Below are 22,056 nucleotides of genomic sequence, written 5' to 3'. Positions count from 1 at the left end.
GGCGCGTGGCGTGTCGTACGGGACGGACGTGGCCGGAAACGACCGCCGCGGCGGGCATGATCGTGACGGCCGGATGGCGATCCTGTGACAGGGGTGGCCATGGACATGCTCACAGGTGCGGGGTCTGCTTAGGCTTCGAACACACCCGAACAGGGCCTGCCCACCTAGGATTTGGAGCTGACGTGCACCGCAGAATCACCGCTCCGGGCGCGCTGGCCGCGGCCTCCCTCCTGCTGGCGATCCCGGCATCGGCCGCGAGTCACGCCCCCGGCGCGCCGGGCATCGGCGACCCCTACTACCCGGCGTACGGCAACGGCGGCTACGACGTCTCCCACTACGACCTCCGGCTGAAGTACCAGCCCGCCACCGACCGGCTGGAGGGCACGGCGACCCTCCTCGCCCGCACCACCCAGGACCTGTCGACGTTCAACCTCGACTTCCTGCTCGACGTGAGCGAGGTGCGCGTCAACGGGGCCCTCGCGAAGTTCCGGGCGACCGGCGAGCACGAGCTGGAGATCACGCCGAAGACCCCGCTCGACAAGGGCACGGCCGTCACCGTCGTGGTCCGCTACAGCGGAGTGCCGTCGCAGAAGGAGGCGTACGGCTTCACCAGCTGGCACCGCACTCCGGACGGCGGGGTCGCGGCGAACGAGCCCGAGGCGGCCTGGTGGTGGTTCCCGAGCAACGACCACCCGCTGGACAAGGCCACCTACGACGTGTCGGTGCTGGTCCCGGACGGCACCCAGGCCATCTCCAACGGCACGCTCCAGTCGACGAGTTCCCGCCTCGGCTGGACCCGCTGGAACTGGCGCTCCAACAAGCCGCAGGCGACGTATCTCGCCACGCTCGCCGTCGGCCGGTTCGACCTCACCACCGGGAAGACGGAGAGCGGCATCCCGGTCGTCAACGCCTACAGCAAGGACCTCGGCGACCACTACGGGGCCGCGCGGGCCAGCATCGAGCGGACCGGGGAGATCGCCGACTGGCTGACCGGGTACTTCGGCCCGTACCCGTACAACGCGCTCGGCGGCTATGTGCCGAACACGGACACCGGGTACGCGCTGGAGACCCAGACCCGGCCGTTCTACAGCCCGCGGCAGTTCGCGAACGGCACCAACACGTCGCTGGTCGTGCACGAACTGGCCCACCAGTGGTACGGCGACCTGGTGTCCGTGCGGCAGTGGAAGGACATCTGGATCAACGAGGGCTTCGCGCGGTACGCGCAGTGGCTGTGGTCCGAGCACGAGGGCGAGGGGACGGCGCAGGAGATCGCCGACTACGTGTACGCCTCACGGCCGGCCGACGACCCCTTCTGGACGGTCGAGCCCGGCGACCCGGGCCCCGAGAACCAGTTCCACGTCGCCGTCTACGACCGCGGCGCGCTGGCGTTGCAGGCGCTGCGCAACGAGATCGGCGACGAGGACTTCTTCACGCTCCTGAAGGGCTGGCCGCAGCGGCACGCGCACGGCAACGCGACCGTCGCCGACTTCCGGCGGTACGCGGAGGAGGTGTCCGGCAAGCCGCTGGCCGCGCTGTTCGACACCTGGCTGTACCAGCCGTCGAAGCCGGCCGCCTCGACGGCGCGGGAGGCGTCGATCGCCAGGTCCGTGAAGGCCCCCGCGCAGCCGAAGTCGTGGAAGAAGATCGCGGCGACGAACGGTGCGCACGAGAACGGGCGGGGGCACGGACACGAGGACTGAGGGCTACGGGCCGGCGACCGTCACCGACGGGTCCGGTCCGGCCGCTCGCCGCAGCAGGTCCTCCCGGGCGATGGCGTCGACCCGCGTCGACGGCACCGTGCACGCGTGGGCGCCCGCGATCGCGCCGTAGCGGGCGCAGCGCCGGGGCGGTTCGCCGTTCAGGAAGCCGAAGAGGAAGGCGGCGGCGAAGGCGTCGCCCGCGCCGTTGGAGTCCACCACCGGCGCGGGCGGCGTCACCGGCGGTACGTGGCTCAGCTCGCCGTCGGCGAGCAGGTGGGCGCCCTCGGCGCCGGCCGTGGCGACGACCGCGCGGGCGCGGCCCCGCTCCGCGACCCGGCGCAGGGTGCCCTCGACGTCGGTGAGGCGGGCGGCGGAGACGAAGACGATGTCCGCGGCGAGGGCGAACGGCTCGTGGTACGGGTTCTCGCCGTCCCAGTCGTGCAGGTCGGTGGAGATCGTCACGCCGGTCTCGCGCAGCACGGGCAGGGCGTGGGCGCACGGCTGGGTGATGGAGACGTGGACGTGGCGGCTGCGTGCGGCCAGGTCCCGGACCGTGGCCTCGGGGAGGCGGTCGTCGGGCCGGGCGCGGCTGCTGTCGTACAGGGAGAGCCGGCGGCCGTCGGGGCCGACCAGGTTGACGGCCCGCTTGGTGCCGGCGGGCTGCGGGATCGCGGTGAGCGCGATGCCGTGGTCCCGGTGCAGGGCCCTCACCAGGTCGCCCTCGGGGTCGTCGCCGAGGAAGTCCAGGTGGTGGGTGCGCAGGCCCAGGGCGGTCAGGCCGAGGGACATGAAGTCGCCGGTCTGACCCGCGCGGGTGCGGATGCCGTCGTGGATGAGATAGCTGTCGGCGTACGGCAGCGGCAGCTGCGGTACGTGGACGATGGTGTCCACGCCCGCCCCGCCCAGCACGAGTACGTCGGTGTCGCGGCTCAACTGCGGCCCTCCCCATGGTCGTACGCCGTCACCGGCCCCGGTTCCTGCGGTCCGTGCGCACCCTATCCGCTGCGCCCGGCAGGCCGCGGTGCCTCGCCGCGGGCCCTCGCCGCGGGGCGCTGCGGAGGGGCGGAACGCGACGGTGGCGTCAGGCCGGACATCATCGGTCTCCGGTCTGACGCCACCGTAGGCGATGCCACTGACAGCGACGCCGAGCCGCTGGTCGGGGGCTACTTCGTGAGCTTGGCCAGCTCCTGGTCCGCGGTCTCGGAGACGCGGCGGCGGACGCCGAACCAGCCGGCGACCAGGGCGAGGGCGATGAACGGGACGAGGAGGAGGGTCCAGCGGCCCACCTCGGGGTCGTTGCCCATCATGCCGAGGCAGACCAGCAGGAAGGTGATCGTGGCGATCTCGGTGACCGGGCTGCCGGGGAGCTGGAAGGACGGTCGCTGCACCAGGCCCGCCTTGGCCCGGCGGACGAAGATCAGGTGACAGATCATGATGATCACCCAGGTGGAGATGATGCCGAGCGAGGCGACGTTCAGCACGATCTCGAAGGCCTGGTGGGGCATGACGAAGTTCAGGGCGACGCCGAGCACGCAGACCGCGCAGGTCAGCAGGATGCCGCCGTAGGGCACCTGGCTGCGGTTCATCCGGGCGGTGAACTTCGGCGCGGAGCCCGCCATGGCCATGGAGCGCAGGATGCGGCCGGTGGAGTACAGGCCGGAGTTCAGCGAGGACATGGCGGCGGTGAGGACCACCAGGTTCATCACGTCGCCCGCGGCCGGGACGCCGATCTTCGACAGGACGGTGACGAAGGGGCTCTCGCCGGCCGAGTAGACCGAGCCGGGGAGCAGCAGGGCCAGGAGGACGACCGAGCCGACGTAGAAGAGGCCGACCCGCCACATGATCGAGTTGACCGCGCGGGGGACGATCTTCTCCGGCTCGGCGGTCTCGCCCGCGGCGACACCGACCAGCTCCAGCGCGGCGTAGGCGAAGATCACGCCCTGCATGACGAGGACGACGGGCATCAGGCCGTGCGGGAAGACGCCGCCGTTGTCGGTGATCACGTGCAGGCCGGGCGTCTGGCCGCCGACCTCGTGCTGGGTGGCCAGCAGGAAGATGCCGACGAACATGAAGGCGACCAGCGTCGCGACCTTGATGATCGCGAACCAGAACTCCATCTCGCCGAAGATCTTCACGGAGATCAGGTTCACCGCGAGGACCACGGCGAGCGCGATCAGGGCGAGCACCCACTGCGGGATGTCGGTGAAGGCGCTCCAGTAGTGCGTGTAGAGCGCGATCGCGGTGATGTCGGCGATACCGGTCGTCGACCAGTTCAGGAAGTACATCCAGCCGGCGACGTACGCGCCCTTCTCGCCGAGGAACTCGCGCGCGTACGACACGAACGAGCCCGAGGACGGCCGGTACAGGACCAGCTCGCCGAGGGCCCGGACGACGAAGAAGGCGAAGATGCCACAGACCAGATAGGCCAGCGCGAGCGCGGGGCCCGCGTTGTGGAGGCGGCCGCCGGCGCCGAGGAAGAGTCCGGTGCCGATCGCGCCGCCGATGGCGATCATGTTGACGTGGCGGGCCTTGAGGTCCTTGCTGTAACCGGCGTCGCCCGCGTCCGCGGGCGCCTGGGTCGCCTCGGGGTGTGCGGCGACCTGTGCCGTTTCCACGGCGTCCTTGCTCACGGGTGGTTCCACTCTCTGGTGCGCCCGGCGCGCTGTACGCGCCGGGTGTCCGTACGGTGACTCGGCCCGCACCACCCTGGGTGTTGCGGCACAGACCAAGGCAGCACCTTCCCACAGGGCATCGTGACGCGCGGTGACTCACATCACAGAGCGTTACTTCTCACAGGTTCACCGGAGGTTTCACACCACTGGTGAGACAGCGATACTGCTGCACATGACAAGCCATGCCGAGGAGCCGCCCCTCACCGTCGACGAGCTGGCCGCGCGGGCCGGTGTCACGGTGCGCACGGTGCGCTTCTACAGCACCCGGGGCCTGCTGCCCCCGCCGGTCATCGGCCCGCGCCGGGTGGGGCACTACGGCCGTGAGCACCTGGCCCGCCTGGCGCTCATCGAGGAGTTGCAGCACCAGGGCATGACCCTCGCGGGGATCGAGCGCTACCTCCAGCAGCTGCCGCCGGACCTCAGCCCGCAGGACCTGGCGATCCACCGCGCGGTGGTGGCCTCCTGGGCGCCGGACACCGTGGAGACGGTGAGCCGGGCGGAGCTGGAGAAGCGGGCCGGGCGGGCGCTGGGCGACGACGAGGTGGAGCGCCTGGTGGCCATGGACGTCGTACGGCCGGACGGCGACGGCTACCGCGTGGACCTCGGCCTGCTGCGGCTCGGGGTGCGGCTGTTGGACGTACCGATGTCGCAGGAGGCCATCCTGGCGGCCCGCGCGGTCCTCATCGAGCACTCGCGCGCCGCGGCCCGTGAGCTGTCCCGGCTGCTGCGGGGGGAGGTGTCGGAGCGTGACGAGCGGGACGTGCGGTCGCTGTCGGCGCACATGCAGCCGCTGGTCGTGCAGGCGCTGCTGACGACCTTCCAGCGCTCGCTGCGGGAGGAACTGGGCGAGTGGCTCACCCGGCCGGGCGCGAGGTGAGCCACGTGACACCCCTGGGACCGCCGCGCTAGTCGGTGAAGCGCTCCCCCTTCTCCGCCTTCTCGACCAGCAGCGCGGGGGGCGTGAACCGCTCGCCGTAGCGCTCGGCCAGCTCCCGCGCGCGGGCCACGAAACCGGGCAGACCTCCCTCGTAGCCGTTGATGTACTGCAGGACGCCACCCGTCCAGCCGGGGAAGCCGATGCCGAAGATCGAGCCGATGTTGGCGTCGGCGACGGACGTCAGGACGCCCTCCTCCAGCAGCCGGACGGTGTCCAGCGCCTCGGAGAAGAGCATGCGTTCCCGCATGTCCTCGAAGGGGATCGTGTGGCCGGGCTCGGTGAAGTGCTCGCGCAGGCCCGGCCACAGGCCCGTCCGCTTGCCGCTGTCGTCGTAGTCGTAGAAGCCGGCGCCGCCGCTGCGGCCGGTGCGGCCGAACTCGTCGACCATGCGGTCGATGACGGCCTCCGCCGGGTGCGGGGTCCAGGTGCCGCCCGCCTCCTCGACGGCCCGCTTCGTCTCGTTGCGGATCTTGCGGGGCAGGGTCAGGGTCAGCTCGTCCATCAGGGACAGCACCTTGGCCGGGTAGCCCGCCTGGGCGGCGGCCTGCTCGACGGACGCGGGCTCGATGCCCTCGCCGACCATCGCGACGCCCTCGTTGATGAAGTGGCCGATCACGCGGGAGGTGAAGAAGCCGCGCGAGTCGTTGACGACGATCGGCGTCTTGTTGATCTGCCGGACCAGGTCGAAGGCGCGGGCCAGCGCCTCCTCGCCGGTGCGCTCGCCCTTGATGATCTCGACGAGCGGCATCTTGTCGACCGGCGAGAAGAAGTGCAGCCCGATGAAGTCGGCCTGGCGTTCGACGCCCTCGGCGAGGGTGGTGATGGGCAGGGTGGAGGTGTTGGAGCACAGCAGGGCGTCCGGGGCGACGATCTGCTCGACCTCCTGGAACACCTTGTGCTTGAGGGCCGTGTCCTCGAAGACCGCCTCGATGACCGCGTCGCAGCCCGCCAGGTCCTGCACGTCGGCGGTGGGGGTGATGCGCGCGAGCAGCGCGTCCGCCTTCTCCCGGGTGGTACGGCCGCGGGAGACGGCCTTGGCGCACAGCTTCTCGGAGTAGCCCTTGCCCTTGAGGGCGGCCTCCAGGGAGACGTCCTTCAGGACGACGTCGATGCCCGCGCGGGCGCACGAGTAGGCGATGCCGGCACCCATCATGCCCGCGCCGAGCACGGCGACCTTGCGGACCTGGCGCGGTTCGACGCCCTTCGGGCGGTTGGCGCCGGAGTTGACGGCCTGGAGGTCGAAGAAGAACGCCTGGATCATGTTTTTCGAGATCTGCCCGGCGGCCAGTTCCACGAAGTAGCGGGCCTCGATGACCTGGGCGGTCTCGAAGTCGACCTGGGAACCCTCGACGGCCGCGGCGAGGATGTTGCGCGGGGCCGGGTAGGGGGCACCGCCGGTCTGCTTGCGCAGGTTGGCCGGGAAGGCCGGGAGATTGGCGGCGAACTTGGGGTTGGCGGGGGTGCCGCCGGGGATGCGGTAGCCGGGCTTGTCCCAGGGCTGCTGGGACTCGGGGTGGGCGTCGATGAAGGCTCGGGCCTTGGCGAGCATCTCCTCCCGCGTCTCGGCCACCTCGTGCACCAGGCCGTTCTCCAGGGCGCGCCGGGGGCTGTACTGGTTGCCCTGGAGCAGCACCTTCAGCAGGGCGTCGGCGATGCCGAGCAGCCGGACGGTGCGGACGACTCCGCCGCCGCCGGGGAGCAGGCCGAGGGTGACCTCGGGACAGCCGATCTTGGAGCCGGGGGCGTCGAGGGCGATCCGGTGGTGGCAGGCGAGGGCGATCTCGAAGCCGCCGCCGAGGGCCGCGCCGTTCATCGCGGCGACGACCGGCTTGCCCAGGGTCTCGATGCGGCGCAGGTTCCGCTTGATCGCCATGCCGCCGTCGAACAGCTCCTGGGCGGTCTCCGGGGTGACGCGGATCAGATCGCGCAGGTCGCCGCCGGCGAAAAAGGTCTTCTTCGCGGAGGTGACGATGACGCCGCGGAGGGAGTCCTTCTCGGCCTCCAGGCGGTCGGTGATCGCGGCGAGGGAGTCGCGGAACGCCTGGTTCATGGTGTTCGCGGACTGGTTCGGGTCGTCGAGGACGAGGGTGACGACACCGGTGTCGTCCTGTTCCCAGCGGATCGTGGTGCTCTCGGTCATGGCAGGGGTCTCCGTAGAAGTCTGGTGGGTCCGCGGGGAGTTCACAGGCGCTCGACGACGGTGGCGATGCCCATGCCGCCGCCGACGCAGAGGGTGGCCAGGCCGTACCGCTTGTCCTGGCGCTCCAGTTCGTCCACCAGGGTGCCGAGGATCATCGCGCCGGTGGCGCCGAGGGGGTGGCCGAGGGCGATGGCGCCGCCGTTGACGTTGACCTTGTCCAGGGACAGGCCCATGTCCTTCACGAAGCGCAGCACGACCGCCGCGAACGCCTCGTTGATCTCGACGAGGTCGATGTCGTCGATGGTCAGGCCGGCCTTGGCGAGCGCCTTGCGGGTGGCGGGGGCGGGTCCGGTGAGCATGATGGTCGGCTCGGAGCCGGAGACGGCGGCGGAGACGATCCGCGCGCGCGGGGTGAGGCCGTAGCGCTCGCCGACCTCCTGGGAGCCGATGGCGACGAGGGCGGCGCCGTCGACGATGCCGGAGGAGTTGCCCGCGTGGTGGACGTGGTCGATCTTCTCCACCCAGTGGTACTTCTGCAGCGCCACGGCGTCGAAGCCGCCCAGGTCGCCGATGTCCGCGAAGGACGGCTTGAGCTTCGCGAGGGAGTCGGCGGTGGTGCCGGGCCGCATGTGCTCGTCGTGGTCGAGGACGACGAGTCCGTTGCGGTCCTTCACGGGGACGACGGACCGCTCGAAGCGGCCTTCCTTCCACGCGGTGGCCGCGCGCTCCTGCGACAGGGCCGCGTACTCGTCGACGTCGCGGCGGGAGAAGCCCTCGATGGTGGCGATCAGGTCGGCGCCGATGCCCTGCGGCACGAAGTTGACCGCGAGGTTGGTCATCGGGTCGTTGAACCAGGCGCCGCCGTCGGAGGCCATCGGCACCCGGGACATCGACTCGACACCGCCGGCCAGGACCAGGTCCTCCCAGCCGGAACGCACCTTGGCGGCCGCCAGGTTGACGGCTTCCAGGCCGGATGCACAGAAGCGGTTCTCCTGCACGCCGGCGACCGTGTCGGGCAGGCCCGCGGCGACGGCGGCGATCCGCGCGATGTCGGAGCCCTGGTCGCCGACCGGGCCGACGACGCCGAGGACGATGTCGTCGACGGCCGCCGGGTCGAGGCCGGGGAAGCGGGCGCGGATCTCGTGGATGAGTCCGACCACGAGGTCGATGGGCTTCGTGCCGTGCAGGGCGCCGTTCGCCTTGCCGCGTCCGCGCGGGGTGCGGATCGCGTCGTACACGTACGCTTCGGTGCTCACGAGGAGGCCTTTCGGTGAGGGTGGGCTCGGGGCGGCTGGGGGGTGCTGGGCGGCTCGGGGGGCGGCTCGGGAGTGCGGGGCGACTCGGGGGTGCGGGGCGCGGGCCCGGTCCGCGGCGGGTGGAGTCCGGGTACCTCCCAGTCTCGGGCCACGGAGGCGGTATCGGCGCCGGGGCGGGCCGGGCCGGTGCGGACGGCGGTGGGCGTCGCGGAGAAGCGGGGGGCGGGCGCGGGCTGGGTGATGCCGCCGTGGCCGGTGAAGGTGGACCGCGCGGCGAGGTGCGGGTGGTGCGGGGCCTCGCGCAGGGACAGCACGGGCGCCACGCACGCGTCGGAGCCCTCGAAGACGGCCGTCCACTCGTCCCGCGTGCGGGATCTGAAGCGGGCGGCGACGGCTTCCCGCAGCCGCGGCCAGCGGGCGGGGTCGTCGCGGGCGGGGGCCTGCTCCGGGATGCCGAGGAGGGTCATGAACTCGTCGTAGAACCGCCGTTCCAGCGCGCCGACGGCCATGTACTGCCCGTCGGCGGTCTCGTAGGTGCCGTAGAAGGGGCAGCCGCCGTCGAGGAGGTTGGCGCCGCGGCGGTCCTGCCAGCCACCGGCGGCGAGCATGCCGTGGATCATCGCGGAGAGGTGCGCGGCGCCGTCGACGATGGCCGCGTCGACCACCTGTCCGGTGCCGGTGGCGCGGGCGTGGTGGAGGGCGGCGAGGACGCCGACGACGAGGTAGAGGGAGCCGCCCGCGTAGTCGCCGAGCAGGTTGGCGGGCACGGCGGGCGGCTTGCCGGGGGCGCCGATCATGCCGAGGGTGCCGGTGAGCGCGAGGTACGCGATGTCGTGGCCCGCGCGGTGGGCGAGCGGGCCGTGCTGGCCCCAGCCGGTCATCCGGCCGTAGACGAGGCGCGGGTTGCGGGCGTGGCAGGCCTCCGGGCCGACGCCGAGCCGTTCGGCGACGCCCGGGCGGTAGCCCTCGATGAGGACGTCGGCGCGGGCGGCGAGGTCGAGGACCAGGCCGGGGCCTCCGGGGTCCTTCAGGTCGACGATCACGGAGCGCTTGTTGCGGTTGGTGACGTCGGACGCCGGGTCGATGCCGAGTCCGGGGCCGCCGGGGCGGTCCACGCGGACCACGTCGGCCCCGAGGTCGGCGAGGAGCATGGCGGCGAAGGGTCCGGGGCCGATGCCGGCCAGCTCGATCACCCGGACGCCGGTGAGCGGTCCGCGCGATGCCGTCGTGGCCGTGGTCATCCAGCCCCCTCGCTGTGACACAACTGATGTAACACCGGTGATGGTAAGAACGGGTTCCAGCCCGCACAAGACCTGAACAAGCAAGCGCTTAGCCATTTTCGGCCGGGTGGGTGGGCATGTGCTGTTCGGCGCCGCACGTGGGTGGCTCGGCGAGGCGGGGTCCGGCGGGCGCGGGCCGGGGTCAGCGTGCGTCGAGGTCCGCTATCAGGCGCTTGGGGGCGACCGCGCGGTAGCTCTCCTCGACCCAGTCGCACAGCAGCTCCGCCGGGGGCGACCCCTTGGGCTCCAGCGGGACGCTGACCCAGCCGGCCCTGCCGAGGCCGTATCCGGCGGGTTCGGCGCCCGGGGCGGTCAGGGCGTGCGCGTGGGCGGTGCCGTCCGTCAGCTTGACGGTGACGCCCAGGGGATGGCTGCCGTCGTCCACGCCGAGGAAGACGAACACCTTGTTGTTGACCTTGGCGACGGACTCGCCCCACGGGAATTCCTCGGCGGCGCCCGGCAGGGCGAGGGCGAACTCGCGCACTTTCTCCCACTTCCTCAGGGCGCTCGCGGCCACCGCCATGGTCCACCTCCGGCCTCGTCTTCGGGCTGCGCACTCCTCACGCTAGCCTCAGCCACCGACAGCGGCGCGGGCTGCGCGGCTCGATGGTGAGCGAGAGGTGTCATGAGCAGGCTGAAAAGGGCGGACCGTCCGTACGACATCGTGCTCTTCGGGGCGACCGGGTTCGTCGGGACGCTCACCGCGGAGTACCTGGCCGCGCACGCGCCCGAGGGGCTGCGCTGGGCGGTCGCGGGCCGCAGCGAGGAGAAGCTGCGGCGGCTGCGCGAACGACTGCGCGAACGGCAGCCCGAGGGCGCGGAGATCGGCGTCCTGGTGGCGGACGTCGCCGACCCCGCCTCGCTGCGCCGGCTCGCGGAGCACGCGCGCGTGATGGCCACGACGGTCGGGCCGTACGTGACGTACGGCGAGGAACTGGTCGCGGCCTGCGCGGACACCGGCGCGGACTATCTCGACCTGACCGGCGAGCCGGAGTTCGTGGACCTGATGTACGTCCGGCACGACGCACGCGCGCGGGAGACCGGCGCGCGGCTGGTGCACGCGTGCGGCTTCGACTCGGTGCCGCACGATCTGGGGGTGTACTTCACGGTCCGGCAGCTGCCGGAGGGGGTGCCGCTGACCGTGGACGGGTTCGTGCGGGCGGACGCGGCCTTCTCCGGCGGCACGTTCGCCTCCGCGCTGAACCAGTTCGCGCGCGGCCGGCAGATGATCGCCGCCGCGCGGGACCGCCGCCGGCACGAACCGCGGCTGGTGGGGCGCCGCGCGGTCACGCCGACGGGCGGTCCGCGGTACGCGCCGGAGGTCGGCGCCTGGGCGCTGCCGCTGCCGACGATCGATCCGCAGATCGTGCGGCGTTCGGCCAAGGCGCTGGAGCGCTACGGCCCCGATTTCCGCTACCGGCACTACGCCGCCGTACGACGGCTGCCGGTCGCGATCGGCGGGGTGGCGGCCGTCGGCGCGCTGTTCGCGGCGGCTCAGGTGCCGCCCGCGCGGCGCTGGCTGTCCGACCGGGTCAAGCCGGGCGACGGGCCGAGCGCCGAGAAGCGGGCGCGGAGCTGGTTCTCGGTGCGCTTCGTCGGCGAGGGCGCCGGCCGGCGGGTGTTCACCGAGGTCGCGGGCGGTGACCCCGGCTACGACGAGACGGCGAAGATCTTCGCCGAGGCGGCGCTGTGCCTCGCCTCGGACGACCTGCCGCCGACCTCCGGCCAGGTCACCACGGCGGTCGCGATGGGCGACGCGCTGACCGAGCGGCTGCGGGCGGCGGGCATCACGTTCCGGGTGGCGGCACGGCGCTGAAGCAGCGCCTCCGGCACGGAAAGGGGGCGCGCGTCCGTCGCCGGCGCGCGCCGCTCACGTTGCAGGGCGCCGGCGATCGGTCCTGCCCGACTGCCGTCGGTCTCGCCCGCCGTTCGAAGGGCACGCACGGGCCGTCGGTCGCGGCGCCGCTCGCAGTGCGCGCGCCGAGTAGGTCACGCACCGCCGCTCAAGGACACGCGTAGGCCGCCGGTCGCGTGAGCCCCTCATCGGGCGCACGTGACCGCCCTGGCGCGGGTGACCGCCCTGGCGCGCGTGGACGCCCCGGCGCGCGTGGTCGCCCCGGCGCACGTCCGTCCCCGCTCGCGTCGCCCTACCGCGGCCACTGGGCGACCGTGTAGATCATCCCGGCGATCCACCCGACGCCTGCGAGCGTGGCGAGGGCGAGCGCGGCCGTCACGGCGCGCTCCACGGGACGGTGGGGGTCGGCGAGCGGCTTGGGAGCACGGTGCGAAGTCATACGGCAAGCGTGCCCCCGATCTCGCCATGGGCACATCCGTACGAGTACTCAGGCGACCTACTTACTCAGCGTCCGGGCGCGGCTGGGTATCCGGGGCCCCGCACGGGCGGCGGTTCAGACCGGAGCGCGTGGGATCCCGCTCGGCTCGTGCGGCGACCCGGGCGTCGGCCCCCGCCGCCTCGCGCAGCGCCCTGCGGCACAGGGCGTCGGCTTCGCGGGTGGTCTCGGGGAGGCGGTAGCGCGGGGTGAGCGCGAGGGTGTGGGCGCAGGCGTTGTCGAGGGTCACGCGGTGGCCGACGGAGACGAAGACCGGCTTGACGTCGTCGCGGGTGCGCAGGGCGCGGCCGACCTCCTCGTCGCCCGCGCGGAGGGGCGTCGACGCACCGCGCGGGGTGGCCGGTTCGTCGTAGGCGAAGGTGAAGGGGTTCTTCGCGACGCCGATCGTCGGCAGGCCGGTGAGCACGCCGAGGTGGCTGGCGAGGCCGAAGCGGCGCGGGTGGGCGAGGCCGTAGCCGTCGCAGACGACCAGGCCGGGCGGGCACGGGAGGGCGTCCAGGGCGGCGAGCACGGTCGGGATCTCCCGGAAGGCCAGCAGGCCCGGCACGTACGGGAAGGAGATGCGGCCGACGGCCGTGGCCTCGGCGACGACGTCCAGGGTCGCCGCGTCCAGGACCACGGCCGCCGCCGCCACGACGTCCCGCTCGTCGTCATAGGCGACGTCGACCCCGGTGACGTGTCCGGTGCCGGGCGGCGGCCCCGGCTCGTCCAGCACCACCCGCGCCCGCAGGTCGTCCTGGACGGCGCGGGCCTCTTCCTCGGTCGCGGGCCAGCCCGCGGGAATGCGTACGATCGTCATGGTGGCGACGAGCGTACGGGGCCGGCCTCCCGCGCGGGCCGGCGGTACGGCTCACTTGCCGAGCGCGCGCTGCAGCTGGGCCTTGTTCATGTCCGAACGGCCGTGGATGTTGCGCTTCTTGGCCTCCTGGTACAGCTGCTCGTAGGTGGGCCCCTGGGAGCCCTTGCCCGAGCGCTGGCCGCCCCGCTTGCCGGAGGACATGTCCTGTGTGGAGGTGCGGCTGGCGGTCTTGGACTCGCCGGAACGGGCGCGTTCCTTGTTCACCGTGCGCGCCGCGATCTCCTTGGCGCGGCCGGTGCTCTCGCCCCGGTCCTCGGCGCTCTTCTTGATGTGCTCGTACTGACGCTCCCGCTTGGGGCTCGAACCACGAGGCATGTCCGCTCACTTCCTTTCACGATGAGTGAACGGGTACCCACTCTGCCGACAACAGGCGTGCCCCGCACGCTCAGTGCTCCAACCGGGCCACCCGGCCCTTCTCCCCGGCGGCCCAGCAACCGCGGTCCGGTGCGCAGTCCACGGTGTCGTACGACCCGGTGTCGACCGTGCGCCAGGTGCGGCCGGCGTCCGTGGTGAGGTCGGTGCCCGTGGGGCCGACGGCCAGGGCGGCGGCGCGGTGGTGCGGGAGCCAGGCGACGCCGGAGCGGTAGGCGGGCGGGGCCGTGGTGGCGGGGCGCCAGGTACGGCCGCCGTCGGCGGTGTGTGCCGCCGCGCGGGGCGCGCTCTGGTCGGGGCGGTAGTCGCCGCCGACCGCGAGGCCGTGGAGGCGGCCGCGGTGGCGGTCCCGGTCCCGGTCGCGGTCGCGGTCGCCATCGTGTTCGCGGTCGCGGTCGCGGAAGGCGAGCGCGAAGACGCCTCGGGCCGGGTCGCCGGCCGGGAGCGGGGTGTCGGTGGCCGTCCACGTCAGCCCGCGGTCCGCGGAGTGCAGCACCCGCGCGCGCGCCGCCCCGCCGGTGGCCAGCCACACGTCCCGCGGGCCGGAGGCGACCAGGCACTGCCCGCTCGCCGCGAACCCGGCCTCGCGGTCCAGGGCGGGCGGCATGCCCGCGTCCGGCAGCACCGTCCAGGAGCGGCCGCCGTCGCGCGTGGACAGGATGCGGAACCTGCCGTCCACCGGGTCGCTCATCGCCAGGCCGTGGCGGCGGTCGAAGAAGGTCATGCAGTCGTAGAAGGCGCGCGGGTCGGTGTTGCGGAACGACTCCGTCCAGGTCGCTCCCCCGTCGTCCGTGCGGTACACGCGGGAGGCCTCGCCCTCGCCGATGGCCAGCACCACCGCCCGCCGCGCGTCGAACGCCTCGACGTCCCGGAACTGGAGGTCCGTGGCGCCGGGCGGCGAGACGTTCCGCCAGCTCGCTCCCCCGTCGGTGGTCCGCAGGACCGTTCCGCCGGTGCCGGACACCCAGGCGACGTCCCGCCCGACGGCGGCGAGGCCGCGGAAGCGCACGTCGGGGGTGCCGGTGTCCTTCAGGGACCAGGACCAGGACCAGGAGGAGGACGGGAACGAGGACCAGGGCGTGGCCGCCGGGGCCGTGTCGTGTGCCCGCGCGGGGGCGGCTCCGGTGAGGGCGGCCAGTGCCGCGACGGCGGCGATCACCGCCGGTACCCGTCCCCCGTACGCCCTCCCCGGCCCTCGTCCGGCCCGTACCGCGCGTGCCGTGCGTCGCCTGCTCCCCCAGCGCCTCATGGCGGGCGAAGCTAGCGGACCCCCGCGGGGGCGTCCAGAGGGCCTGGGACGGGAGCGACAGCTGGGACCCCCCGCGGCACATCCGTATGACTGAATCACGGCCGGGATGGAACACGGTGACGGAGGTCACTCGGCACGGAGATGCACGGACGCGCCGATTCCGACGTCTCTCCCTGTGCCCGGCCTCATCCCGGAAGTCCGTCCGGCCGTCACAAGGGAGCAAGGCGTTGACCACCGTTATCGAGCAGCCCGTCGAGGCCCGCCTCGTCGCCGCCGCGCCGCGGATGCCGAACATCCCGGCCACGCTGCACTACGACCGGCGCGACCCGTTCGCCGTCCGGATGACCTTCCCGGCCCAGGCCACGCTGGAGGGCGTGGAGGTGTGCTGGACCTTCTCCCGCGAACTGCTCGCGGCCGGCCAGGAGGGCCCCGAGGGCCAGGGGGACGTGCGGGTGCGGCCGTACGGCTACGACCGGACCGTCCTGGAGTTCCACGCCCCGGAGGGCACCGCCGTGGTGCACGTCCGCTCGGCCGACGTGCGCCGCTTCCTGGAGGCGACCCGCCGCCTGGTGCCGGAGGGCCTTGAGGACGCGTATCTCGACCTGGACCACGATCTGGCGGTGCTGATGCGGGACGCCTGCTGAGGCGGTCCCCGGCACCCGCGCCGCACCCGCGCCGCACTCGCCCCGCACTCGCCCCGCACTCCAGCCACGCCGCATCCTCGCCGCCTCCGCCTCCCTCCCCGCCCCCGCCCCTCGCCGCCCCTCGCCGCCCCGCGCCCGGCAGCTCCCCCGCGGTGCGGGGGACGCACGCGGGTGGCCGGTTAATGCGTTGACACCCTCCGACGGCCGCTCGTACGGTGTACAGCGTTCTGTTGCCGTCGATTGGAGAAGGACGTTGCTCCTCTGAGGTCCTGAGACACCGCGTCACACACCACAGGTGTGTGTGCGTCGCGTGCGACCTCGGCAGTCGAGCCGTCCCCGCCGTCCTCACGGCATGAACAGGGCCTTCCCGGTTCCCCTTCCGGATGCTCCCGCCCTCACGGACCCCTCCGACGGTCGCCGCTCCCCGGTGTCTCGACACGCGTTGCCACTGACCGCATCACGCAACCGCGAGGCCCCTGTGCATACATTCCTCACCTGCACCTCCCTGTCCTTCACCTGGCCCGACGGCACCGCCGTCTTCGACGGCCTCGACGCCTCCTTCGGCCCCGGCCGCACCGGGCTCGTCGGCGTCAACGGGTCAGGGAAGTCCACCCTGTTGAAGCTGATCGCCGGAGAGCTGACCCCGACCGACGGCGCCGTGCGGATCGCGGGCGAGGTCGGCTGGCTCCCGCAGAACGTCACGCTGGACACCACCCTGCGCGTCGACCAGGTGCTGGGCATCGCCGAACGGCGGGCCGCCCTGCACGCCATCGAGGCCGGCGACGCCTCCGAGGAGCACTTCGAGACGGTCGGCGACGACTGGGACGTCGAGGAGCGCGCCCTGGCCACCCTCGGCGAACTCGGCCTCGGCCACATCGACCTGGACCGCACCACGGGCGAGGTGTCCGGCGGCGAGTCGGTGCTGCTGCGGCTGGCCGCGCTGCTGCTGCGCCGCCCGGACGTGCTGCTGCTGGACGAGCCGACGAACAACCTCGACCTGTACGCACGGCGGCGGCTGTACGCGGCCGTCGAGTCCTGGCCCGGCGTGATGGTCGTGGTCAGCCACGACCGCGAACTTCTCGAACGCGTCGACCAGATCGCCGACCTGCGCTCCGGACAGATCAGCTGGTACGGCGGCAACTACTCGGCGTACGAGGAGGCGCTCGCCGTCGAACAGGAGGCCGCCGAGCGCATGGTGCGGGTCGCCGAGGCCGACCTGCGCAAGCAGAAGCGGGAGCTGGCCGACGCCCAGGTCAAACTGGCCCGCCGCAAGCGGTACGGGCAGAAGATGTGGGACAACAAGCGCGAGCCCAAGATCATCATGAGCGAGCGCAAGCGGCAGGCCCAGATCTCGGCGGGCAAGCACCGCATCATGCACGAGGAGAAGCTCGCCGAGGCCAGGGAACGGCTCGACGAGGCGGTGGAGGCCGTACGGGACGACGACGAGATCCGCGTCGACCTGCCGTACACCGCCGTGCCGCCGGGCCGCGAGGTGCTCACCCTGCGCGAGCTGGAACTGGCGTACGGCGCGCGCGTGGCGGGCGGTCTGGATGTGCGGGGGCCGGAGCGGATCGCGCTGATCGGCCGCAACGGCGCGGGCAAGACGACCCTGCTGCGGACCGTCGTGGGCGAGCTGGCACCGGTGTCGGGCATCGTGGCGGCGCACGTCCCGCTGCGGTTCCTGCCGCAGCGCCTGGACGTCCTCGACGACGAGCTGACCGTCGCCGAGAACGTGGCCCGGTTCGCGCCGGGCGCCACCAACAACCGGATCCGGGCGCGGCTGGCGCGGTTCCTGTTCCGGGGCGCGCGGGCCGACCAGAAGGCGGCCACCCTGTCCGGCGGCGAGCGCTTCCGGGCGGCGCTGGCCGCGCTGATGCTGGCGGAGCCGGCGCCGCAGCTGCTGCTGCTGGACGAGCCGACGAACAACCTGGACATGGCGAGCGTACGCCAGCTCGTCACGGCCCTGGAGTCGTACGAGGGAGCGCTGATCGTGGCCAGCCACGACCTGCCGTTCCTGGAGTCCATCGGCATCACCCGGTGGCTGATGCTGGACGGAGAACTCTCGGAAATCACGCCAGGAGCTGTCGGGTATCCCGCCTAGCTTCGGGGGCATGAGCGAGTTCATCAGCATCGTCGGAGCCCGGGAGAACAACCTCAAGGACGTCACCCTGCGCATCCCGAAGGGCCGGCTGACCGTGTTCACCGGCGTTTCGGGATCGGGGAAGTCGTCGGTCGTGTTCGACACGATCGCGGTCGAGTCGCAGCGCCAGCTGAACGAGACGTTCAGCTGGTTCGTGCGCAACCGGCTGCCCAAGTACGAGCAGCCGCAGGCGGAGGCGCTGCGTGACCTGTCCCCCGCGATCGTCGTCGACCAGCGGCCGGTCGGGGGCCACTCACGGTCCACGGTCGGCACCATGACCGACGTCTACTCGGTGCTGCGGGTGCTGTTCTCCCGGCACGGCACGCCCAGCGCGGGTCCCGCGACGGCGTACTCGTTCAACGACCCCTCGGGCATGTGCCCGCGCTGCGACGGCCTCGGGCGGACCGTGCAGCCCGCGTGGGACCGCATCCTCGACCCCGCGCGGTCGCTGGCGGGCGGGGCGATCCTGTTCCCGCCGTTCGCGGTGGGCACCTGGCAGGGGCAGACGTACACCAACACCACCGACCTGGACGTGCACAAGCCGGTGGGCGAGTTCACCGACGCGGAGCGGGAGTTCCTGCTGCGCGGGCGGGGCACGAAGGTCGTCATCGACGGCTCCGGCGGCTCCTGGGCCCATGACTACGAGGGCCTCGCCGACAAGTTCGAACGGCTCTACCTGAAGCGGGACCTGTCCGCGCTCAGCCAGAAGACCCGCGACGTCGTCGCGCGCTTCCTGGTGGAGGACACCTGCCCGGAGTGCCGCGGGGCACGGCTGAACGCCGCCGCGCTCGCCACCCGGATCAACGGGCTGTCCATCGCGGACTGCGCGCGGATGCAGGTCAGCGATCTGATCGGGGTCCTGCGGGAGATCGGTGACCCGGTGGCCCGGCCGATCGCGGGCGCCGCGGTGGCCGCTCTGGAGCGCATCGAGGCGATCGGCCTCGGCTATCTCAGCCTCGACCGGGAAACCGCCACGCTCTCCGGCGGCGAGGGGCAGCGGCTGAAGACCGTACGGCACCTGGGCTCCAGCCTGACCGGGATGACGTACATCTTCGACGAGCCGAGCGTCGGACTGCACCCGCGCGACGTCGGCCGCCTGGGTGATCTGCTGCTGCGGCTGCGCGACAAGGGCAACACGGTGCTGGTCGTGGAGCACGACCCGGACGTCATCGCGCTCGCCGATCACGTCGTCGACATGGGTCCCCGCGCGGGCGCCGACGGCGGGCGCGTGGTGTTCGAGGGGACTCCGCGCGAGCTGGCCCGGTCCGGGACGCTGACCGGGCGGTGCCTGGGACGCCGTACGCGGCTGAAGGAGCGCACCCGCGCGGCGAGCGGCGAACTGTGGGTCAAGGGCGCCGACCGGCACAACCTGCGGGATGTCACCGTGTGTTTCCCGGCCGGGGTGCTGACCGCGGTGACCGGGGTCGCCGGGTCGGGGAAGAGCACGCTGGTCGCGGAGCTGACCGGGGCGCATCCGGAGGCCGTCGTCGTGGACCAGTCGTCCATCGGCATCTCCGCGCGGTCGACGCCCGCCACCTACCTGGGGGTGATGGACACCGTACGGCGGATCTTCGCCCGGGAGACGGGCGCCGACGCGGGCCTGTTCAGCTTCAACTCGGCGGGCGCCTGCGACACCTGCGAGGGCCGCGGGGTCATCTGCACGGACCTCGCCTTCATGGACCCGGTGACGACCACGTGCCACGCGTGCGAGGGGCGGCGGTTCCGGGAGGACGTGCTGCGGCTGACGGTCCGCGGGCGCTCCGTCGCGGACGTCCTGGAGATGACCGCCGAGCAGGCCCTGGACTTCTTCGACGACTCCGGCGTACGGCGGCGGCTGCGCGCCCTGCGCGACGTGGGGCTCACCTATCTGACCCTCGGCCAGCCCCTGTCGACACTCTCCGGCGGCGAGCGGCAGCGGATCAAGCTGGCGACCCGGCTGCACCGCACCGGCGCGGTGTACGTCCTGGACGAGCCGACGACCGGGCTGCACATGTCGGACGTCGACGGGCTGCTGGCGCTGCTGGACCGGCTGGTCGACGCGGGCAACACGGTCGTGGTCGTCGAGCACAACCTGGACGTGGTGGCCCACGCCGACTGGGTGGTCGACCTCGGCCCGGACGGCGGCCGGGACGGCGGGCGGGTCGTGTTCGAGGGAACCCCGCGTGACCTGCTGGCCGCCGAGGGGTCGTTCACCGCCGAGCATCTGCGGCGGGTGACGGGCGCCGGGTGAGACGCGCCGGGCCCGGCCGGGCGGCGGGCGGCCGGTCGGGCGGTGGGCGGTGGGCGGCCGGTCGCCGGAGACGTCCACCCTGGTGGGGGCGGCGTGAAGGTCTCGCGGTGAGGCGGCGGGCGCGACCCCGTGCGCGTGGATCGGCGCTGTCCTCTCCGACAATGGGCCTGCATGATGTGCGCCGACACCCCGACGGGTTTCGGCCACGACCGGAAACACCCATCCGATACGGAGACCCCCGTGCCCAGCAAGAAGGCCCTCATCCGCCGCCCGAGCCCCCGCCTGGCCGAAGGCCTCGTCACGCACGTCGCACGTACGGAGGTCGATGTCGACCGCGCGGTGAAGCAGTGGGAGGCGTACGTCGAGGCGCTGCGCGCCCACGGCTGGGAGACCGTCGAGGTCGCTCCGGCCGACGACTGCCCCGACTCGGTGTTCGTGGAGGACACCGTGGTCATGTACAAGAACGTCGCTCTGATCACCCGGCCCGGCGCGCAGTCCCGCCGCGCCGAGACCGTCGCCGTGGAGGAGACCGTGGCGAGCCTGGGCTGCTCGGTGAACTGGATCTGGGAGCCCGGCACGCTGGACGGCGGCGACGTCCTGAAGATCGGCGACACCATCTACGTCGGCCGGGGCGGGCGTACCAACGCGGCCGGCGTGCAGCAGTTGCGGGCCGCGTTCGAGCCGCTGGGCGCGCGGGTGGTGTCCGTGCCGGTGAGCAAGGTGCTGCATCTGAAGTCCGCGGTCACGGCGCTGCCCGACGGGACGGTGATCGGGCACATCCCGCTGATGGACACGCCGTCGCTGTTCGGGCGCTTCCTGCACGTGCCGGAGGAGTCCGGGTCCCACGTGGTGCTGCTCGGCGGTCACAAGCTGCTGATGGCGGCCAGCGCGCCGAAGACGGCGGAGCTGTTCGCGGACCTCGGCTACGAGCCGGTCGTGGTGGACATCGGCGAGTTCGAGAAGCTCGAGGCCTGTGTGACATGTCTCTCGGTGCGGCTGCGGGACCTGTACGCCTGACCCGAGTGGCCTATTCGCCCGCCACGCCCCGGGACCTGCGGGTCCCGGGGCTTTTCCGGCATACCTGGGCGCCCTTGGGAAGTAGGCGTGAGCAGCGGTCTTTACGGCACCCTTAACCTACGGCTTCGTAACCTACGGATTCGTAGCCTACGATTCCGTAGGTTCCCGGCGCCGCCCGCCGGGGCCCCTGTATTGCCCGCTCGTCCCCCTGGAGTACCCGTGACGATCACCTCCCCCCACCTCGGCAGCCCCTCCGTCTGGACCGACGCCCGGCTGCTGTACGCACTGGAGGAAGTGGTCGAGAAAGAGCTGAACCGGCATCTGAAGGTCGCCAAGGACTGGATGCCGCACGAGTACGTGCCGTGGTCGGACGGCCGCAACTTCCCCGGCTTCTTCGAGGACGGCGAGGCCTGGGACAAGGAGCAGTCCAAGGTCACCGAGGTCGGCCGGATCGCGCTGGTGGTGAACCTGCTGACCGAGGACAACCTGCCCAGCTACCACCACGAGATCGCCACCCTCTTCGGCCGTGACGGCGCGTGGGGCACCTGGGTGCACCGCTGGACCGCCGAGGAGGGCCGGCACGGCATCGTGATGCGGGACTACCTGCTCACCTCCCGCGCGGTGGACCCGGACAAGCTGGAGCAGTTCCGGATGGCCCACATGAGCGAGGGCTTCGAGTCCGACAACCGGCACTCGATGCTGCACTCGATCGCCTACGTGGCCTTCCAGGAGCTCGCGACCCGCATCTCGCACCGCAACACCGGCTTCCAGTCCGGCGACCCGGTGTGCGACCGGATGCTGGCGCGCATCGCGACCGACGAGAACCTGCACATGGTCTTCTACCGGAATCTGCTCAAGGCGGCCTTCGAGCTGGCCCCCGACCTGACGATGCAGGCGGTGCGGGACGTGGTCGTGAACTTCCGGATGCCCGGCCACGGCATCCCCGGCTTCGAGCGGGCCGCCGCCCAGATGGCCATCGGCGAGATCTACAACCTGCGGATCCACCACGATGACGTCCTGCAGCCCGTGCTGCGGTTCCTGAAGGTCATGGAGATCGACGGCCTCGGCCCCGAGGGCCGGCAGGCCCAGGAGGAACTCGGCCTCTACCTGAACGGCCTCGACGCGGAGGCCTCGAAGTTCGACGAGAAGCTGGCGGCCCGCAAGGCCCGTATGGCGGCCCGCGCGAGCGCTTGAGCCCGGTGGGGCCGG

General features: G+C 72.5%; 18 protein-coding genes. 8 read left to right on the top strand and 10 right to left on the bottom strand.

Going from position 1 to position 22,056, the window contains the following annotated elements; all coding sequences use genetic code 11:
* The first annotated feature begins 182 nt into the window (after positions 1 to 182).
* The gene (locus AB0K92_RS22500) at positions 183 to 1,700 is read left to right on the top strand and encodes a M1 family metallopeptidase (RefSeq protein WP_365925499.1); all 1,518 of its coding nucleotides are present in this window, start codon (positions 183 to 185) and stop codon (positions 1,698 to 1,700) included.
* 3 nt (positions 1,701 to 1,703) lie between these two features.
* Here the strand turns inward: AB0K92_RS22500 and AB0K92_RS22495 are convergent, their stop codons facing one another.
* Entirely contained in the window at positions 1,704 to 2,633 is a 930-nt protein-coding gene (locus tag AB0K92_RS22495; RefSeq protein WP_365925497.1) for a PfkB family carbohydrate kinase, read from the bottom strand.
* 230 nt (positions 2,634 to 2,863) lie between these two features.
* The gene (locus AB0K92_RS22490; protein WP_365925495.1) at positions 2,864 to 4,330 is read right to left on the bottom strand and encodes an amino acid permease; all 1,467 of its coding nucleotides are present in this window, start codon (positions 4,328 to 4,330) and stop codon (positions 2,864 to 2,866) included.
* A 214-nt stretch (positions 4,331 to 4,544) separates the two neighbouring features.
* Here AB0K92_RS22490 and AB0K92_RS22485 point away from each other — a divergent pair, with 214 nt between their 5' ends.
* Positions 4,545 to 5,249 (top strand): MerR family transcriptional regulator, encoded by a 705-nt coding sequence (locus tag AB0K92_RS22485; protein WP_365925493.1) that lies wholly within the window; start codon positions 4,545 to 4,547, stop codon positions 5,247 to 5,249.
* A gap of 28 nt (positions 5,250 to 5,277) precedes the next feature.
* Here the strand turns inward: AB0K92_RS22485 and AB0K92_RS22480 are convergent, their stop codons facing one another.
* From AB0K92_RS22480 to AB0K92_RS22465, 4 genes are all read right to left on the bottom strand, one after another.
* Positions 5,278 to 7,449 carry a 3-hydroxyacyl-CoA dehydrogenase NAD-binding domain-containing protein gene (locus AB0K92_RS22480; RefSeq protein ID WP_365925491.1) on the bottom strand — a complete coding sequence of 724 codons (2,172 nt, stop codon included), beginning with the start codon at positions 7,447 to 7,449 and terminating at the stop codon, positions 5,278 to 5,280.
* A 41-nt stretch (positions 7,450 to 7,490) separates the two neighbouring features.
* Positions 7,491 to 8,705, bottom strand: coding sequence for an acetyl-CoA C-acetyltransferase (locus AB0K92_RS22475; RefSeq protein WP_365925489.1), 1,215 nt, complete (start codon positions 8,703 to 8,705; stop codon positions 7,491 to 7,493).
* Positions 8,702 to 9,946 (bottom strand): CaiB/BaiF CoA-transferase family protein, encoded by a 1,245-nt coding sequence (locus AB0K92_RS22470; RefSeq protein ID WP_365925487.1) that lies wholly within the window; start codon positions 9,944 to 9,946, stop codon positions 8,702 to 8,704. The genes AB0K92_RS22475 and AB0K92_RS22470 overlap by 4 nt, the downstream gene beginning before the upstream one ends.
* 181 nt (positions 9,947 to 10,127) lie before the next feature.
* Positions 10,128 to 10,508 carry an MmcQ/YjbR family DNA-binding protein gene (locus tag AB0K92_RS22465; protein ID WP_365925485.1) on the bottom strand — a complete coding sequence of 127 codons (381 nt, stop codon included), beginning with the start codon at positions 10,506 to 10,508 and terminating at the stop codon, positions 10,128 to 10,130.
* Between the two features lie 102 nt (positions 10,509 to 10,610).
* On the opposite strand from AB0K92_RS22465, the gene AB0K92_RS22460 reads away from it, so the two are divergent.
* Entirely contained in the window at positions 10,611 to 11,801 is a 1,191-nt protein-coding gene (locus AB0K92_RS22460; protein ID WP_365925483.1) for a saccharopine dehydrogenase NADP-binding domain-containing protein, read from the top strand.
* A gap of 331 nt (positions 11,802 to 12,132) precedes the next feature.
* On the opposite strand, the gene AB0K92_RS22455 is transcribed toward AB0K92_RS22460, so the two are convergent.
* The 4 genes from AB0K92_RS22455 to AB0K92_RS22440 form a co-directional block, all read right to left on the bottom strand.
* The gene (locus AB0K92_RS22455) at positions 12,133 to 12,279 is read right to left on the bottom strand and encodes a hypothetical protein (RefSeq protein WP_365925481.1); all 147 of its coding nucleotides are present in this window, start codon (positions 12,277 to 12,279) and stop codon (positions 12,133 to 12,135) included.
* 61 nt (positions 12,280 to 12,340) lie between these two features.
* Complete coding sequence (locus AB0K92_RS22450; protein ID WP_365925479.1) at positions 12,341 to 13,135, bottom strand: endonuclease V; 795 nt, start codon at positions 13,133 to 13,135, stop codon at positions 12,341 to 12,343.
* Between the two features lie 51 nt (positions 13,136 to 13,186).
* On the bottom strand, positions 13,187 to 13,510 hold the full coding sequence (locus AB0K92_RS22445) for a plasmid stabilization protein (protein ID WP_365925477.1): 324 nt from the start codon (positions 13,508 to 13,510) through the stop codon (positions 13,187 to 13,189).
* Positions 13,511 to 13,580: 70 nt separating this feature from the next.
* The gene (locus AB0K92_RS22440) at positions 13,581 to 14,726 is read right to left on the bottom strand and encodes an oxidoreductase (protein ID WP_365925476.1); all 1,146 of its coding nucleotides are present in this window, start codon (positions 14,724 to 14,726) and stop codon (positions 13,581 to 13,583) included.
* Between the two features lie 317 nt (positions 14,727 to 15,043).
* On the opposite strand from AB0K92_RS22440, the gene AB0K92_RS22435 reads away from it, so the two are divergent.
* The 5 genes from AB0K92_RS22435 to AB0K92_RS22415 all read left to right on the top strand — a co-directional run bounded on the left by AB0K92_RS22435 (position 15,044) and on the right by AB0K92_RS22415 (position 22,041).
* Positions 15,044 to 15,460 carry an SsgA family sporulation/cell division regulator gene (locus tag AB0K92_RS22435; RefSeq protein ID WP_365925474.1) on the top strand — a complete coding sequence of 139 codons (417 nt, stop codon included), beginning with the start codon at positions 15,044 to 15,046 and terminating at the stop codon, positions 15,458 to 15,460.
* 478 nt (positions 15,461 to 15,938) lie between these two features.
* Positions 15,939 to 17,561 (top strand): ABC-F family ATP-binding cassette domain-containing protein, encoded by a 1,623-nt coding sequence (locus AB0K92_RS22430; RefSeq protein WP_365925472.1) that lies wholly within the window; start codon positions 15,939 to 15,941, stop codon positions 17,559 to 17,561.
* 10 nt (positions 17,562 to 17,571) lie between these two features.
* Positions 17,572 to 19,830, top strand: a complete 2,259-nt coding sequence (locus AB0K92_RS22425) for an excinuclease ABC subunit UvrA (RefSeq protein WP_365925470.1) — start codon at positions 17,572 to 17,574, stop codon at positions 19,828 to 19,830.
* A 240-nt stretch (positions 19,831 to 20,070) separates the two neighbouring features.
* Positions 20,071 to 20,847, top strand: coding sequence for a dimethylargininase (gene ddaH / locus AB0K92_RS22420; protein WP_365925468.1), 777 nt, complete (start codon positions 20,071 to 20,073; stop codon positions 20,845 to 20,847).
* 219 nt (positions 20,848 to 21,066) lie between these two features.
* On the top strand, positions 21,067 to 22,041 hold the full coding sequence (locus AB0K92_RS22415; RefSeq protein ID WP_365925466.1) for an acyl-ACP desaturase: 975 nt from the start codon (positions 21,067 to 21,069) through the stop codon (positions 22,039 to 22,041).
* Positions 22,042 to 22,056 lie beyond the last annotated feature (15 nt).

It is taken from the genome of Streptomyces sp. NPDC052687 (genome assembly GCF_040678395.1).
Taxonomy (GTDB): Bacteria; Actinomycetota; Actinomycetes; order Streptomycetales; family Streptomycetaceae; genus Streptomyces.
This window is presented reverse-complemented; position numbering and strand designations above follow the sequence as displayed.